The sequence below is a fragment of the Methylobacterium aerolatum genome (assembly GCF_022179085.1).
In the GTDB taxonomy this organism is placed as follows: domain Bacteria; phylum Pseudomonadota; class Alphaproteobacteria; order Rhizobiales; family Beijerinckiaceae; genus Methylobacterium; species Methylobacterium aerolatum.
Genome location: NZ_BPQE01000016.1, coordinates 82,373 through 98,597, shown reverse-complemented (window position 1 = coordinate 98,597; position 16,225 = coordinate 82,373). Strand labels below are relative to the sequence as shown.

12 protein-coding genes are annotated in these 16,225 nt (G+C 69.1%); 4 read left to right on the top strand and 8 right to left on the bottom strand.

The window, feature by feature from the left end; all coding sequences use genetic code 11:
• Positions 1–212: 212 nt before the first annotated feature.
• Positions 213–617: a MerR family transcriptional regulator gene (locus tag MFF06_RS11655; protein ID WP_238203936.1), complete on the bottom strand. Its 405-nt coding sequence runs from the start codon at positions 615–617 to the stop codon at positions 213–215.
• A 585-nt stretch (positions 618–1,202) separates the two neighbouring features.
• Between MFF06_RS11655 and MFF06_RS11650 the strand changes: the two genes are divergently transcribed.
• On the top strand, positions 1,203–2,522 hold the full coding sequence (locus MFF06_RS11650) for an OmpP1/FadL family transporter (protein WP_370876750.1): 1,320 nt from the start codon (positions 1,203–1,205) through the stop codon (positions 2,520–2,522).
• Positions 2,523–2,566: 44 nt separating this feature from the next.
• Here the strand turns inward: MFF06_RS11650 and MFF06_RS11645 are convergent, their stop codons facing one another.
• Positions 2,567–3,295, bottom strand: coding sequence for an aspartate/glutamate racemase family protein (locus tag MFF06_RS11645; RefSeq protein WP_238203935.1), 729 nt, complete (start codon positions 3,293–3,295; stop codon positions 2,567–2,569).
• Positions 3,296–3,449: 154 nt separating this feature from the next.
• Between MFF06_RS11645 and MFF06_RS11640 the strand changes: the two genes are divergently transcribed.
• Positions 3,450–4,949, top strand: coding sequence for an NCS1 family nucleobase:cation symporter-1 (locus MFF06_RS11640; RefSeq protein ID WP_238203934.1), 1,500 nt, complete (start codon positions 3,450–3,452; stop codon positions 4,947–4,949).
• A 7-nt stretch (positions 4,950–4,956) separates the two neighbouring features.
• Here the strand turns inward: MFF06_RS11640 and MFF06_RS11635 are convergent, their stop codons facing one another.
• The 6 genes from MFF06_RS11635 to MFF06_RS11610 all read right to left on the bottom strand — a co-directional run bounded on the left by MFF06_RS11635 (position 4,957) and on the right by MFF06_RS11610 (position 13,582).
• The gene (locus MFF06_RS11635) at positions 4,957–6,021 is read right to left on the bottom strand and encodes an ABC transporter ATP-binding protein (protein ID WP_238203933.1); all 1,065 of its coding nucleotides are present in this window, start codon (positions 6,019–6,021) and stop codon (positions 4,957–4,959) included.
• A complete protein-coding gene (gene ugpE / locus MFF06_RS11630; protein ID WP_238203932.1) occupies positions 6,021–6,845 on the bottom strand; it encodes a sn-glycerol-3-phosphate ABC transporter permease UgpE in 825 nt (274 codons plus the stop codon). Before ugpE ends, MFF06_RS11635 begins: the two co-directional genes overlap by 1 nt.
• Positions 6,842–7,723: an ABC transporter permease subunit gene (locus MFF06_RS11625; protein WP_238203931.1), complete on the bottom strand. Its 882-nt coding sequence runs from the start codon at positions 7,721–7,723 to the stop codon at positions 6,842–6,844. The genes ugpE and MFF06_RS11625 overlap by 4 nt, the downstream gene beginning before the upstream one ends.
• Before the next feature lie 41 nt (positions 7,724–7,764).
• Positions 7,765–9,108, bottom strand: coding sequence for a sn-glycerol-3-phosphate ABC transporter substrate-binding protein UgpB (gene ugpB / locus MFF06_RS11620; protein WP_238203929.1), 1,344 nt, complete (start codon positions 9,106–9,108; stop codon positions 7,765–7,767).
• 192 nt (positions 9,109–9,300) lie between these two features.
• Positions 9,301–10,224, bottom strand: a complete 924-nt coding sequence (locus tag MFF06_RS11615; RefSeq protein ID WP_238203927.1) for a response regulator transcription factor — start codon at positions 10,222–10,224, stop codon at positions 9,301–9,303.
• Positions 10,217–13,582 carry a hybrid sensor histidine kinase/response regulator gene (locus MFF06_RS11610; RefSeq protein ID WP_238203925.1) on the bottom strand — a complete coding sequence of 1,122 codons (3,366 nt, stop codon included), beginning with the start codon at positions 13,580–13,582 and terminating at the stop codon, positions 10,217–10,219. Before MFF06_RS11610 ends, MFF06_RS11615 begins: the two co-directional genes overlap by 8 nt.
• 302 nt (positions 13,583–13,884) lie before the next feature.
• Here MFF06_RS11610 and urtA point away from each other — a divergent pair, with 302 nt between their 5' ends.
• Both urtA and urtB read left to right on the top strand, forming a co-directional pair.
• A complete protein-coding gene (gene urtA / locus MFF06_RS11605; RefSeq protein ID WP_238203923.1) occupies positions 13,885–15,153 on the top strand; it encodes an urea ABC transporter substrate-binding protein in 1,269 nt (422 codons plus the stop codon).
• 145 nt (positions 15,154–15,298) lie between these two features.
• Entirely contained in the window at positions 15,299–16,225 is a 927-nt protein-coding gene (gene urtB, locus MFF06_RS11600) for an urea ABC transporter permease subunit UrtB (protein ID WP_238203921.1), read from the top strand.

The following is a 16,225-nucleotide window of genomic DNA, read 5'->3' as shown; positions in this document are numbered from 1 at the left end:
AGCCGTGGCCGATCGGGTCGAGCGACACCCGTCGATGGATCCCCTCGCAACGACGGAGGGGCGTGAGCCGACTTGATCGGCTCCGGCTCGAGGTCCCTCGCCGGCGTCGCGGGTGACGGCGAAGCCAGTGCGAGCAGAGGGCCATCTCCGGCCGCGGCGGATCCCTGGATTGCTTCGCTGCGCGCGCGAGGACGCGGAGGGGGCCGGACCGCCTACCGCGCGCGCGCCTTCCGCGCCGGGGGCAGGGCGGCCAGGGCCGTTTCCGTCTGCTGGGCGATGGAGCGCAACTCCGCCAGGGTCTCGGCCAGCGCCCGCTCCTGCTCGACCAAGCTGTCGATCCGGTCCTGCACCTTCTTCAGCAGGGCGCGCATCTGCTCCTGCCGGGTCGGGTCGGCGTCGTAGAGGTCGAGATATTCCTTGATTTCCCGGAGGGAGAAGCCGAGCCGCTTGCCGCGCAGGATCAGGATCAGCCGCGCCCGGTCGCGATGATTGTAGACCCGGTTGTTTCCGGCCCGCTGCGGAGTCAGCAGCCCCTTGTCCTCGTAGAAGCGGACAGTCCTCGCCGTTACCCCCAGGTCCTGGGCGAGCTGGGTTACAGTGTACAGCGGCTCGGACACAGGTAACCTTCTCTCGCGCGAGGTCACCGTAGCCATGGAGCCCGCGAAGCGTCAACGCCGCGGCGCCGGGCGGGACCGGGCCACGCGGGGGCGAAGTGCCGATCACGGCGCGACACGCTGCCATCGTCCCCTCCCTCCCTGCAGAAAGCCCCGTCCGGGCGCCGATCCGGCGCCGCAGACCTGACGTATACGGCAAGCAGTATCCCATTACGTCACGACAGCGCAAGGGTGTCGCGCCGCTCGGCCCGGTTGCCCCCGGAGGGAGGTCCGGAAGGAAGCATAATGCCGACCGGAAGCCTGGAGGTATGCCGTCCCCGGCGGCGGGGTGCGGTTGAAATGTCACAAGGGGAGGCAAACGCCCCGCGCGCGCCGTCGCACGGCGTCGAACGGCCTTGCAATTTTTTTCCGCTTTCGGCAGCGTCTTCACCTATACGGAAGGTCTGGCCGAAAGCATTGTGCGGCACGCCCGATGCTTGGAGAGACCGATCTCGCCGGAATTAACGTGCCGCCAAAGTGCACGAATAGACTATCGCCATAGTAAAAGACCCGGATAGCGGGCTCATCGATGCTTGGGGAGGGAACGAAATGAGGACGTTGCTTGGCGCCCGGATCGGGGCGGCGACGCTGTTGGCGACGATGCTGGGCGGGACGGCGGCTTTTGCCGGTGCCTTCGGGATCCGCGAACAGAGCACGCAGGCGCAAGGGTTGTCCTTCGCGGGCGCGGCGGCGGGCTCGGGCGGCCTCTCCTCCATGTTCTGGAACCCGGCCGTCATCACGATGAGCCCCGGCTTCGTCTCGGAGCAGAACCTCACCTATATCGGTCTCTCCTCGCGCATCACCCCGGTGGCCGGCACCAACCCCGCCTTCGCCCAGCTCGGCGACTCCGGCGACATCGGTCAGGGCGCGGTGGTGCCCGCCGGGGCGACCTCGTACCAGCTCAGCGACCGCCTCTGGCTCGGCCTCTCGACGGGCGCGCCCTTCGGCCTCGTGACGAAGCCGAACCAAGTCTGGGCGGGCGAGGTCTACGGCCGCTCGTCGCGCATCTTCTCCCTGGCGTTCAACCCGGTTCTGGCGTTCAAGGTCAACGAGTGGCTGTCCATCGCCGCCGGGCCGAACATCGAATACTTCCGCCTGACCCTGCGGCAGGCGCTGCCGCTGCCGGGGCTTCTGCCGCAGACCTATCCGAGCTCCTTCCTCAAGGGCGAATCCTGGGGCGTCGGCTTCACGGCGGGCGCCACGATCACGCCCTGGGCCGGCACGGCGCTGGGCATCGGCTACCGCTCCTCGGTGCACCACGACATCGACGGCTCCATCGGCGTGCCGATCCTGGCCCTGGCGCCGCTCGCCGGGCAGGTCCGCGCCCGGCTGAACACGCCGGAGAAGCTGAGCGTGGGCCTCACCCAGGCGATCAGCCCCGTGGCGCGGGTCAACCTCGGCTTCGAGTGGGACAACTGGTCGAGGCTCGGCTCCATCGGCATCGTCTCGAAAACGCGGGGCGTGACGGTCAACAACCTGCCCCTCAACTACAAGGACGGGTTCCTCTACTCGATCGGCGGCGAGTACGACGTGAATCCGGCGCTGACCCTGCGGGCCGGCTTCGGCTACGAGGTTTCGCCCATCGACTTCACGAACCGCTCCGTCCGCCTGCCGGACGGCGACCGCTACATCGCCTCCTTCGGCGCAAGCTACCGCTGGAGCCAGCAGCTGACCTTCAACCTCGCCTATTCGCACTTCTTCCTGGACCGCTCGCGGATCCTGGCCGGGCTCGGGCGCGACTACAACGTCAACAACATCGCCTTCGCGGGCGTGGTGGATTCGAGCGCCGACATCGTCTCGGTGGGCTTCCGCTACGTCTTCGGCGCCCCGCCGCCCCCGGCCCCCGCACTGCTCGTGCGCAAGGACTGACGCCCGGGACCGACGGGGCGGCCACCGCCCCGTCGGCCTGCCGCTCAGGCGCCCGGATCCCGCGCCAGCAGGGCGTGGAGGGGGACCGAGAGGCCGACGCTCTCCACGGTGACGGGCGCGCGCCGGGCGTTGACGGCGCCCGCCGCCAGGGTCGCCGCCGCGCCCGCCTCGACGGAGCAGATCACCGGCACCGGAACCGAGGGCTGCACGAGGGGGGCGAGGCCCGCGAGGGCGGCGCCGCCGAGGATGACCGCCTCGGCCCCGTCCTGCGCGGCACAGGCCCGGCAGGCCTCCGCAAGCAGCGGGATGGCGGCTCCGGGGTCGCGCGCGATGTCGCCGCCCGTGAGGGCCAGGGTGCGCACGCCGGTGAAGCCCTCCGCGAGGCCGAGCCCGGCCACGACCTCGTTGAGGATCGGCTCCCACAGGACGCCGCCCGTCACGATTCCATACCGGCCGATCCGCCGCGCCGCCCGGCAGGACGCCTCCACCATGCCGACCACCGGCACGGGGGAGACCTCCTGCAGGGCGAGCAGCCCGGGATCGCCGAAGCAACCCAGGAAGGCGACGTCGCACCCCGCGACGTGCTCGGAGAGGCAATCGAGGGCGGCGTGCCCCGCGATGGCGAGGGCAGCGCGGCTCGCGATGTAGCGCGCGCCGAACCGCGCCGTGACCGGCTTCAATTCCGCCCGCGACCCGACCATCGTGCCGACATGCCCGGCGATGAGGGCGGTGATCTCCGCGCTGGTATTGGGATTGATCAGCAGAATGCGCATAGTCGCCCTTCACCCGGATTGTCTCGCGGCACGGGGCGACACTCACTTGCGCCCGTCTCCGACAGGTTTCGTTGCGCCGTGCTCCGCAAAATCATGGCACGGTGCTTGCGGCCCCCCGCGGCCTGCGTAAAGTCGGGTTTCGGGGGGCCGAACAATGCACGCACACGCTACACCCATCGCGTCGGAAGGCGCCATCGGCGACGATCACTCCGCCATTCTCATGAAGCCGTCCTACGACGAGAACCTCGTGAACGAGGATCTCGCGCCGCTGCGGAAGCAGACCTGGGGCGCCTACAACATCTTCGCCTTCTGGATGTCGGACGTGCACAGTGTCGGCGGCTACGTCACGGCGGGCAGCCTGTTCTCCCTCGGGCTCGTGAGCTGGCAGGTGCTCATCGCCCTGGTGGTGGGCATTCTCATCGTCCAATTCTTCTGCAACCTCGTCGCCAAGCCGAGCCAGGTGACGGGCACGCCCTATCCGGTGATCTGCCGCGCCTCATTCGGCGTAAAGGGCGCCAACATCCCGGCCATCATCCGCGGGCTGATCGCGGTGGCGTGGTACGGCATCCAGACCTACCTCGCCTCGGCCGCCTTCATGGTGGTGGCCCTGCGCTTCTGGCCCGAACTGGCCCCCTACGCGGACCTCAGCCGCCACGGCTTCGCCGGGCTCTCGACGCTGGGCTGGGCCTCCTTCATGACCCTGTGGGTCCTCCAGGCGCTGGTATTCTGGCGCGGCATGGAGGCGATCCGCGTCTTCATCGATTGGGCGGGCCCGGCGGTCTACGTGGTGATGATCGCCCTCGCGGTCTACCTCGTCGCCCGGGCGGGGATCGGCAACATCGGGCTCACCCTCGGCGCGGTGAAATACACCGGATGGGATGCCCTGCCGGTGATGATCAACGCGATCGCTCTGGTCGTGTCCTATTTCTCCGGCCCGATGCTGAATTTCGGCGATTTTTCGCGCTACGGCCAGTCCTTCGCGGCGGTGAAGAAGGGCAACTTCTGGGGCCTGCCGGTGAACTTCCTCGGCTTCTCGCTGCTCACCGTCATCACCACCTCCGCGACCCTGCCGGTCTTCGGGCAGCTCATCACCGACCCCGTCGAGACCGTGAGCCGGATCGACAGCGATGTCGCCGTCGTGCTCGGCGCACTCACCTTCGTGACGGCCACGATCGGCATCAACATCGTCGCCAACTTCGTCTCGCCGGCCTTCGACTTCTCGAACGTGGCGCCGAAGGTGATCTCCTGGCGGATGGGCGGGATGATCGCGGCGGTGGCCTCGGTCTTCATCACGCCGTGGAACCTCTACAACAACCCCGCCGTGATCCATTACACGCTCGATGTGCTCGGCGCGTTCATCGGGCCGCTGTTCGGCATCCTCATCGCCGACTTCTACGCCGTGAAGCGGCAGCGCGTGATCGTGGACGACCTCTACACGATGAGGCCCACGGGCGCGTATTGGTACGCCAACGGCTACAACCGTGCGGCGGTGCTCACGATCATCCCCTCGGCGGCCGTGCCGGTGCTCTGCGCGGTGATGCCCGGCCTCGAAGGGCTCGCGAACTTCACGTGGTTCATCGGCTGCGGGCTGGGCTACCTGCTCTACACCCAGCTGATGAAGCGCCAGCCGCAGGCCGCGCCGGCCCTGGTCTGAGGGGTTGTCAGGCTGGGTCGAGCCTCAGGCCCGTCGCCCGGTCGAACAGGTGCAGGTGTTCCGGCGGAAAGGACACCCGCACCGCCTCGCCCACGGGCGCGCCGTTGGCGAGGCGCAGGGTCAGCGTCGCGGCGCCGGTGCGCCCGGCATGGATCAGCGTCTCCGAGCCGAGGAGTTCCACCACCTCGACGGGCCATTCCCGGCCGGACGGGTCGAGGGCGACGTGCTCCGGCCGGATGCCGAGAATCACCCCGTGGCCGTCGGGCAGGGCGTAGCGCCGGGTGCCGAGGCCGACCTCGGTGCCCTCCAGGCTCACCGCCGTGCCGTTCCGGCCGAGCGTGCCGGGGAGGAGGTTCATCGCGGGAGAGCCGATGAAGCCGGCGACGTAGGTGTCGGCGGGGCGCTCGAACACCTCGGTGGGCGTCGCGAGCTGCACCGGCACGCCCTGGTGCATCACCAGCAGCCGGTCGCCCAGCGTCATCGCCTCCACCTGATCGTGGGTGACGTAGAGGCTCGTGACCTTCAGGCGGCGCTGGAGGCGGCGGATCTCGCCGCGCATCTGCACGCGGAGCTTGGCATCGAGGTTCGAGAGCGGCTCGTCGAACAGGAAGAGCTTCGGGTCGCGCACGATGGCCCGCCCCATGGCGACGCGCTGGCGCTGGCCGCCTGAGAGCTGGCGCGGCTTGCGGTCGAGGAGGGCGTCGAGGCCCAGCAGCGCCGAGGCGGCATCGACCTTCGCGCGGATCCCGGCCTTGGGCAGGCCGCGGATCTTCAGGCCGTAGGCCATGTTCTCGAACACGCTCATGTGCGGGTAGAGCGCGTAGTTCTGGAACACCATCGCGATGTCGCGCTCGGACGGGTCGAGCCGGGTGACGTCGCGCCCGTCGATGAGGATGCGCCCGGCGGTCGGCGTCTCCAGCCCCGCCACGAGGCGCAGCAGGGTGGATTTCCCGCAGCCCGAGGCGCCGACGATCACCAGCATCTCGCCGTCCGCGAGGGTGAGATCGACACCCTTCAGGATCTCGTTCTGGCCGAAACTCTTGCGCAGGCCCTCGAGCCTCAGGCCCGCCATCACTTGTCCCCCTCGGTAAGGCCCTTCACGAACCAGCGCTGCATCAGGAGCACCACCGCCACTGGCGGGATCAGCGCCAGCACGGCCGTGGCCATGACCTTGTTCCATTCCGTCGCCGTATCGAGCCCGATCATCTTGACGATCCCGATCACCACCGTGTCGAGCTTCGGGTCCGTCGCCACGAGGAGCGGCCAGAGGTACTGGTTCCAGCCGTAGACGAACAGGATCACGAACAGCGCCGCGATGTTGGCGCCCGAAACCGGGATCAGGATGTCCCGCAGGAAGCGCAAGGGGCCGGCCCCGTCCATCCGCGCCGCCTCCACGAGCTCGTCGGGGATGGCGAGGAAGGTCTGGCGGAACAAGAGCGTCGCCGTCGCGGAGGCGACGAGCGGCAGGGTCAGCCCCGTGAAGCTGTTGATGAGGTCGAGGTTCGACATGACCTGGAAGGTCGGGATCAGCCGCACTTCCACCGGCAGCATCAGGGTGAGGAAGATCAGCCAGAAGGCCGTCATGCGGAAGGGGAAGCGGAAGAAGGTCACGGCGTAGGCCGAGGGCAGCGACAGGGCGATCTTGCCGAGCGCGATGACGAGCGCCATCCCCGCCGAGACGAGGAGCGCCCGCCAGACCGGCCCGGCCCCGGCCGAGCCGTGCAGCAGCACGTCGCGGTAGACGCCGAGGCCCGCCAGGTCCGGGATGAGCGAGAGCTCGCCCCGGGCGATCACGGCGGAATCCTGCGTCGAGCCCGCGATGGCGATCCAGATCGGCAGAGCGAAGAGCAGGACCGCGAGGGTCAGGACGGCATGGGGGATGAACCGGCCCGTCATGTCACGGCCTTGCGCCCGAGGAAGCGGAACTGGATGGCGCAGAGCACGATGACGCCGACCATCAGCACCACGGATTGGGCCGAGGACGAGCCGATATTCGCGTTGACGATGCCGTCCAGATAGACCTTCAGCACCAGCGTCTGAGTCGATTGGCCGGGGCCGCCGCCGTTCACCGCGTAGACCGTCGCGAAGGTATCGAAGGCCGCGTAGACGAGGTCCACGACCAGCAGGAAGTACACCGTCGGCATCAGCAGGGGCAGGATGATGGTGCGGAACCGGCGGAAGCCCCGGGCACCGTCGATCCGCGCCGCCTCGATGATGGTCTTCGGGATCGCCTGGAGCCCGGCCAGGAAGAAGATGAAGTTGTAGCTGATCTGCTTCCAGGCGGCGGCCAGGATCACCAGGAGCATCGCCTGCGTGCCGTCGAGCTTGTAGTCCCAGCCGATGCCGATCCGGTTCAGGAACGCGCCGACGAGGCCGATCTGCGGGTGGAACATCAGCACCCACAGCACCGCCGACATGGCGGGCGCCACCGCATAGGGCCAGATCAGCATGGTGCGGTAGAAGGCCCGGCCCCGGATCTCGGTATCGGCCAGCACGGCGAGCAGCAGCGCCACGCCGATCGACACGGCGGTGACGCCCGCGCAGAACACCGCCGTCCGCCCGATCGCCGCGAGGTAGAGCGGGTCGTTGAACAGGTCCGCGAAGTTCTCCAGGCCGACGAACTCGGTGCTCGTGCCGAAGGCGTCCTCCCGCTCCAGGCTCGATTTGATCGCCTGAAGGGCGGGCCACAGGAAGAAGACGAAGGTCAGCACCAGCTGCGGCAGGATGAGGAGGGCCGGCAGGAGCCGGCCCGGAAACAGGGTGCGTCGTTCCATGGTCGAAAAGCCCGCCGCCTCAGCCCGCCCTTAGCCCGTCGTCAACCCTTGGCCGACTTCTGGAACTCGCGCAGGACGCGGTTGCCCCGCGCCGTGGCGCTGTCCATCGCCGCTTGCGCGGTCTGCTGGCCCTGGAGGGCCTTCTCGATCTCCTCGTAGAGGATCGCGCGGATCTCCGGCAGGCGGCCGAGCCGCAGGCCCCGCGAGTTCGGGGTGAGTTCGCCCCGCGAGAGCTGCCGGGCGGGCACGTCCGTGCCGGGGTTCTTGTCGAAGTAGCCGGATTGCTTCGTGGCCTCGTAGCCCGCCACCGTCACGGGCACGTAGCCCGTATGCTGGGCGTAGAGGGAGACCTGCTCGGGCTTGGAGATGAAGCCGTAGAAGGCGGCGACCGCCTTGTACTCGGCCTCGCTGCGCTTGGGCGCGGTCATGGCCCAAAGGCTGGCGCCGCCGATGATGGAGTTGTTCGGCTTCGGATTCAGGGCCGGCTCGGTGGGCAGGAACGCCTCGGCGTAGCGGAACTTCGCGTTCTTCACGATGTCCGCCCGGCCCGACGACGAGCCGAAGCCGATGGCGGCCTGGCCCGAATAGAACACCGCGTCCGGCGCCCCGTCGCGCCCGGCGTACTTGAAGGCCCCGTCCTTCGAGAGGTCCATGAAGCGCTGGAGCTGGGCCACGAAGGGCTTGGTGTTGAGCAGGAGTTCGGCGCCGAGGCCGTCGTAGCCGTCGTTCTCGGTGGCGAAGGCGAGGTTCTGGATCGCCGCGTATTCCTCGAACTGGATCCACGTCATCCAGGCGGTCGTGCTGGCGATGGGGGTCGGCGCCTTGGCGGCCAGCGTCCGGGCGGCCGTCTCGAAGTCCGCGTAGGTCGTGGGCGGGCTCTCGGGATCCAGGCCCGCCTTCTCGAAGGCGTCCTTGTTGTACCACATCACCGCCGTCGAGGAGTTGAACGGCATGGAGGCGAGCTTGCCGTCGGGCAGGCTGTAATAGCCGCGCACGCCCGGGATGTAGGCCTTGGGATCGAGGGCGAGCCCCGTCTCCTCCGCGAGCTTCCAGGCCGGCTTGATGGCCGGCCCCGCCTGCAGCATCGTGCCCGTGCCGACCTCGAAGACCTGGACGATGTTGGGCGCCTTGCCCGCCCGGAAGGCGGCGATGGCCGCCGTGAGGGTCTCAGGGTACGAGCCCTTGTAGACCGCCTCCAGCGTCACGTCGGACTGGCTGGCGTTGAAGTCGCGCGCCAGGCGCTCGATCTCCTCGCCGTTCGCCCCCGACATGGCGTGCCAGAACACGATGGTCGTCTTGTCGGCCGCACGGGCCCCGGTCGAGGGCTTGAGCACCGTCCACGCGGCAAGGCTGCCCGCGCCGGTCAGCAGGACGCGACGATCCATTCCATTCCTCCCGAGCGCCGGACCCGCCCGCCCGTGAGCCGGGCCTTGAAGCGCATGTCCGTGGTGAGGCGCGGGCGGTGACGGCCCCGCGCTCACGCTTCCATCATGCACGTGCATGACAGTCGAATAAAGCACTGTGGGTTGCATAGTCCCGCTTTCCCTGCGGGTGAACCGCGCCGTCAGGGGGCGCCGTCAGAGCGCGTCTTGCAACAGGCGGTTGGCGATGAGGGAGGCGGCGGTGCGGTTCTCGACGCCGAGCTTCGCGTAAAGGCTCTCGCAGTGCTTGGTGACCGTGCGGGGACTGAGGCCCAGGATGTCGCCGATGTCGCGGCTCGATTTGCCCTGGGACAGCCAGAAGAGCACCTCCGATTCCCGCGCGGTGATGGGCAGGCCCGCGCGCAGGCGCTCCGGCCCGGCCGCGACGGTGTCGCAGGAGAGCCGCAGCAGGGTTTCCTCGCCGGTCCGGCCGATGAAGCTGAGGCTGTAGGCCGCCGCCGCGACCTTCAGGGCGAGGGCGGGCGGCGCTCCCTGGGAGCCGCAGGCGCGCAGCCAGTCGAGGCTCTGCGGCGGCAGGCGCAGGGCGGATTCGTCCCCCGGCGCCAGGGCCGCCAGCATCCGGCCCGCCTGGGGCGTGCACCACAGGATGGCGCCGTCCGCCGCGACGGCCAGCAGCGCCCGGCCTGCCGTGTCGAGGGCGGCGCGGGCGCTCTGGGCGGCCCGGGCGCTCGCGAGGTGGACGCGGATCCGGGCGAGGATCTCGTCCGGGGCGATGGGCTTGGTGACGTAATCGATCCCGCCCGCGCTGAGGCCGCGCACGATGTGCTCGGTCTCGCTCAGTCCGGTCATGAAGATCACCGGCACGCCCGCGAGGTGCGGCTTGGCCTTGAGCCGCCGGCAGGTCTCGAACCCGTCGAGCCCCGGCATCATCGCGTCGAGGAGGATCACGTCCGGCGTGATCTCGTCCACGAGGGCGAGGGCGAGGTCGCCCCCCACCGCCACGAGAACGGTGGCGCCCGAACGCTCGATCGCCTCGGTGAGGAAGCTCAGGGTATCGGGGGAATCGTCCACCACGAGGACCACGTCCCGGTGCGGCCGGCCGGCCGCTGCCTCAGCCATCGCGGGCGAGCTCCTGCAACACCGAGAGGTAGTGCCGCAGGTCGTAGCCGGCGGCGAGGCCACGCATCCGCTCGACGAAGGCCCTCGGTACGGTGGCGTCCCCCTCCAGTTCCGCGAGCTTGGCCTCGATGCCGCGGATATGGCCGATGCGGCCGAGGCGCAGCAACTCGCCCACATGCTCGGCGCCGGGATGGATCGCGCCGTCGCCGGGTGCCGCGGCGGCGGGCGGGGCGGGGAGGGCGGGCTCGCTCCATTCGAGGCGCAGGAGCTTACCGATCCGCTCGGTCACGTCGCGCAGATCGAAGGGCTTGGCGAAGATCGCGTCGTGCGGGGCGTCGTCGCCGCGCACGGGGCTGATCTCGTGGACGTTGGCCGACATCATGGCGACGGGACCGGCATGGCCGCCCTCCCGCAGGGCGGCCGCCACCGTCCAGCCGCTCATGCCCGGCATGGCGATGTCGAGGAGGATCAGGTCGATGCCGCCCGCCCCCACCGCGCTCAGGCATTCGGGGCCGGAGCCCGCCTCCAGCACGCGCAGGCCGCGCGGTTCGAGGATCTCCCGCATCAGGGCGCGGTGGGCGCTGTCGTCGTCGGCGACGAGAACGGTGCGGCGGGCGCCGGTATAGGCGCGCTCCGGCTCGGCCGCCTGCGCGGGGGCCGCGACGGGGGCGGCTTGGCCGACCGAGGCCAGCATCAGCCGCAGGCGCGCCTGTGTCCCGCCGCCGGGCGCCGCCGTCACGGTGATCTCGCCGCCGAGGAGCTGGGCCAGAAGGTTGGCGATGGTGAGCCCGAGCCCCGTGCCCGGCGTGCTCCGGGCGGCGGGGGTGGAGCCGCGCTCGAAGGGCTCGAAGATGCGGGCGAGGTCGGCCTCGGGGATGCCGGGGCCGGTGTCGCGGATGGTGAACACCGCGATCTGGCTGCGGTAGCTGAGGTCCAGCGAGACGGTGCCGGAGGGCGTGAACTTGATGGCGTTGGAGAGCAGGTTCAGCAGCACCTGCCGCAGGCGCTTCTCGTCGGTGGCCACCACGGCGGGCAGAATCTCCGGCCGGGAGAAGCGGAAATCGAGGCCGGCCTCCCGTGCCTGGAGGCGCACCATGTCCACGAGCTGGTCGAGGAAATCCGACAGGCGGACCTCGTCCCGGTGGATCTGGAGGCGCCCGGCCTCCATGCGGGAGATGTCGAGCAGGCCGTCGATCAGCCCCGACAGGTGCTGGGCGCTGCGCCGGATCACCCGGATGGCGTTGAGGCGCTGCGGGGGAATCGCGGCGTCGGATTCGAGGAGCTGCGCGTAGCCGAGCACGGTGGAGAGCGGCGTGCGCAACTCGTGGCTGATGCCCACCACGTAGCGGCTCTTGGCCTGGTTCGCCGCCTCGGCCCGCTCCTTCGCCTCCTGGAGCTTGGCGTCGGTGACCTTGTGGGCGGCGATCTCGGCCTCGTAGAGGGCGGTCTGGCGCATGGTCTCGGCCTGCGCCACCCGGCGGCTCTCCTGGGCGAGGACGAAGAGCCACGCCACCACGCCGAGGATCACCACCAGCGTGAAGAACACGCTCGTCAGGGCGGCACGCAGCACCTCCCGGTGCTCGGGATGGGCGATGGTCGCCCCCGCATGGACAATGCCGAGGATCAGGCCGATCACGGCGCAGAGGGTCAGCATCACCGCGAGGTAGCGGCCGAGGGGCGCGCCGATCCAGGCGGCGGTGCGGCCGGGCAGGACCTTGGCCAGCGTCTGCTGCGCCTGCACGTCCATCCGGCCGTGCGGCTTGCACAGGTCGCCGCAGCGGGCATCGAGGGAGCAGCACAGGGAGCAGATCGGCGCGTCGTAGGCCGGGCAATGGGCCATGTCCTCGCCCTCGAAGGGCAGCTCGCAGACCCGGCAGACCACCTCGCCCGAGCCCCAATCCCGCTTCGGCGCGCGGGCGAGGTACCAGCGGCCCCCCGTGGCCCAGGCGATGGCCGGGGCGGCACCGAACGCCGTGGCGAGGGTGAGGAGCGGCGCGAAGGGCTGGAGCCCCGGCCCGAGGGAGACGAGGCCGCCGCAGAGCAGCGCCAGCACCATCGCTCCGGTCCCCACCGGGTTCACCGCGTAGAGGTGGGCGCGCTTGAACTCGATGCCGGGTGGCGAGAGGCCCAGCGGCTTGTTCACCGCGAGGTCGGCGGCGAGCGCCCCGACCCAGGCCGAGACCACCGAGGCGTAGAGCGGCAGGGTGCTCTCGATCGTCCGTTCGATGCCGAACTCCATCAGCAGCAGCGCGATGGCGACGTTGAAGACCAGCCACACCACCCGGCCGGGGTGGGAATGGGTCAGCCGGGAGAAGAAGTTCGACCACGCGATCGACCCGGCATAGGCGTTGGTGAGGTTGATCTTGAGCTGCGAGACCAGCACGAACAGGCCGGTGACGAGCAGCGTCGCCCGGCTGCCCTCGCCGGTGAGGTAGCCGAAGGCCACGGCGTACATGCGCGTCGGCTCGGCGGCGTGCTCGGGCGGTATCCCGCTCCCAAGCACCAACACCGCCAGGACGGCGCCCAGCAGGATCTTGAGCAGGCCCGGCACGATCCAGCCCGCGCCCCCCGAGACCACGGCGACCCACCATCGCCGATCCCGCCGCCCCGCCGGCTCCGGCACGAAGCGCAGGAAGTCCACCTGCTCGCCCACCTGCGCCAGAAGCGCCAGCAGCACGCCGGTGGCGAGGCCGAATCGCGGCAGGGCGAACCCGGTGCCCGCGCCGTCGAGCCCGGGGTAGGCCGCGACGGCGCGCAGCGCCTCCGTCCCCTGCGCGGCGACGAAGGCCAGGGGCAGCAGGCTCAGGATGATCCAGGCGGGCTGGGTCCAGATCTGGAACCGGCTGATCAGCCGGATGCCGTAGACCACGAGGGGAATCACCGCCCCCGCGCAGAGCAGGTGGCCGAGGGCCAGTGGCAACCCGAAGCAGAGTTGCAGGGCGAGCGCCATGATCGCCGCCTCGATGGCGAAGAACAGGAAGGTGAAGCTCGCGTAGATCAGCGACGTGACGGTGGAGCCGAGGTAGCCGAACCCCGCCCCGCGGGTCAGCAGGTCCATGTCGACCCCGTACCGCGCGGCGTAGACGGTGATCGGCACGGCGGTGGCGAAGATGATGAGTCCCACCGCAAGCACCGCCGCGATGGTGTTGGGCAGGCCCACGGTGAGGGCCAGCGTGCCGCCGATCGCCTCCAGGGCCAGGAACGAGACCGAGCCCAGGGCCGTCTGCGCCACCTGGAAGCCCGACCAGCGCCGGGCCTTCTTGGCGGTGAAGCGGAGGGCGTAATCCTCCAGCGTCTCGTCGGCCACGAAGCGGTTGTAGTCCCGGCGGATCGGGATGATGCGCTGGGGCGCCCTCATTGCACCCGGACCCGTACCCGGCCGCGCTTGCGGCGGCGCACAATCCCTGGGCGCTCGCGGACGGCCGCGCGGGCGGGAAGCCTCGCGCGCACGCGAAGAAATTCACTCTCGCGTGTGTTGCCCGCGATGGAACACCTCACAAGGACCGGTCTCCGGAGTATTGATCGCCCATGCTGCGCCGCATGCAAGGGCATGGCCATACGCAAAATCGCGTATAGGTCGCCGCGCGATCACGGATCTAGCCTGCACTCGCCGATCCGGGGCCGCCGTCAAATGTCCTGGACGCGAACAGGGGCAGGCTGATGGCAGACGACACCGACACGGGCGCGGATCGGGGCTTGAGGTCCCCGTTGCGGCGCAGGCTGCTGATGGGGCTCGCGGGCGCTCCGGCGCTGGCGCTGATGCCCCGGACGGCCTGGGCCGCGCCCGAGACCGCCGCCGTGAACACCACCGGCCTCGCCGTCACCGACAGCGAGGTCACCGTCGGCATCCTGCACTCCATCACCGGCACGATGGCGATCTCCGAGACCGGCGCCCAACAGGCCGAGAAACTCGCGATCCAGCAGATCAACGAGGCGGGCGGCGTGCTCGGCCGCAAGATCAAGATCATCCAGGAGGATGGCGCCTCCGACTGGCCGACCTTCGCCGAGAAGGCGAAGAAGCTCCTCGTCAACGACCATTGCGCCGCCGTGATGGGCTGCTGGACCTCGGCCTCGCGCAAGGCGGTGCTGCCGGTCTTCGAGCAGTACAACGGCCTTCTTTACTACCCGACCTTTTACGAGGGTCTGGAGCAGTCGAAGAACGTCTTCTACACCGGCCAGGAGGCGACGCAGCAGATCCTCGCGGGCCTCGACTGGGTGCACAAGGAGAAGGGCGGCGACAGCTTCTACTTCATCGGCTCCGACTACATCTGGCCGCGCACCTCCAACAAGATCGCCCGCAAGCACGTGGAGAACGTGCTGAAGGGCAAGGTGGTCGGTGAAGAGTACTTCCCGCTGGGCCATACGCAGTTCAACTCTGTCATCAACAAGATCAAGCTTACCAAGCCCAAGGTGATCTTCGCCGACGTGGTCGGCGGCTCGAATGTGGCGTTCTACAAGCAGCTCAAGGCGGCGGGCATCGACCTGTCGAAGCAGGTGCTCATGACGATCTCCGTCACCGAGGACGAGATCGACGGCATCGGCGGCGAGAACATCGCCGGGGCCTATGCCTGCATGAAGTACTTCCAATCGATCGAGAGCGAGAACAACAAAGCCTTCGTCGCCGCCTTCAAGAAGATGTGGGGCGAGAAGACGGTCATCGGCGACGTGACCCAGGCCGCCTACCTCGGGCCGTTCCTGTGGAAGATGGCCTGCGAGAAGGCGGGCTCCTTCGACGTGGACAAGGTGGTCGCGGCCTCGCCGGGCATCGAGTTCAAGGGCGCGCCGGAAGGCTACGTCAAGATCGACGAGAACCATCACCTCTGGTCGAAGACCCGCGTCGGCAAGGCCAAGCCCGATGGCCAGTTCGAGATCGTCTACACGAGCCCGGAGCTGATCAAGCCGGACCCGTTCCCGAAGGGATACCAGTAGGGGGCGCCGGAGGGGCGGCCTCCGCCCCTCCCTTCGTCATTGCGAGCGCAGCGAAGCAATCCAGGGCTTCGCCACGCTTCAAGACGTCCCGCTGCACTGGATTGCTTCGCTACGCTCGCAATGACGGGTTGTGGAGATTTCAACAATGCTCGGCGACTACTCCCTCGGCGATCTCGGCGCGATCTTCGCCATGCAAGGCTTCGCCGGCCTGATTCTGTTTTCCGTCTACCTGCTGATGGCGCTGGGGCTCGCGATCATCTTCGGGCAGATGGGCGTGATCAACATGGCCCACGGGGAGTTCATGATCCTTGGGGCCTATGTCACGTATCTCTGTTCGAGCTTCTTCCAAGCTTACCTGCCGGCCCTGTTCCCGATCTACTTCTTCATCGCGATGGGCTTGGCCTTCCTCGCCTCCGGGGCGCTCGGGATGCTGGTGGAGTGGAGCCTGATCCGGTTCCTCTACAAGCGACCGCTCGATACGCTGCTCGCCACCTGGGGCCTGTCGCTGATCCTCCAGCAGGCCTACCGGTCGATCTTCGGCGCCCGCGAGGTCGGCGTCGAATTGCCGTCCTGGCTGATCGGCTCGGTGCAGGTCACGGACACGATCGAGATCCCGATCAACGGCCTGTTCGTGATGGCCGTCACCATCCTGATCACCCTCAGCGTCGCCCTGCTCATCTTCCGCTCGCGCTTCGGCCAGCAGGTGCGCGCCGTCATGGCGAACCGCGCCATGGCGGGGGCGGTGGGCATCGATACCGAGAAGGTCGACCGCTATACCTTCGGACTGGGCTGCGGCATCGCGGGCATCGCCGGCTCGGCCTTCACGATGATCGGCTCCACGGGGCCGACCTCGGGCCAGCTGTACATCGTCGATACCTTCCTGATCGTGGTCTTCGGCGGCGCGGCCTCGCTCCTCGGCACCATCGCCTCGGCCTTCTCGATCTCGCAGACGCAATCGACGTTGGAATTCTTCCTCTCCGGCTCGATGGCGAAGGTGATCACCCTGCTCGCGGTGGTCGGCATCCTGATGCTGCGGCCGCAGGGGCTCTTCACCCTCAAGGTCCGGCGCTGA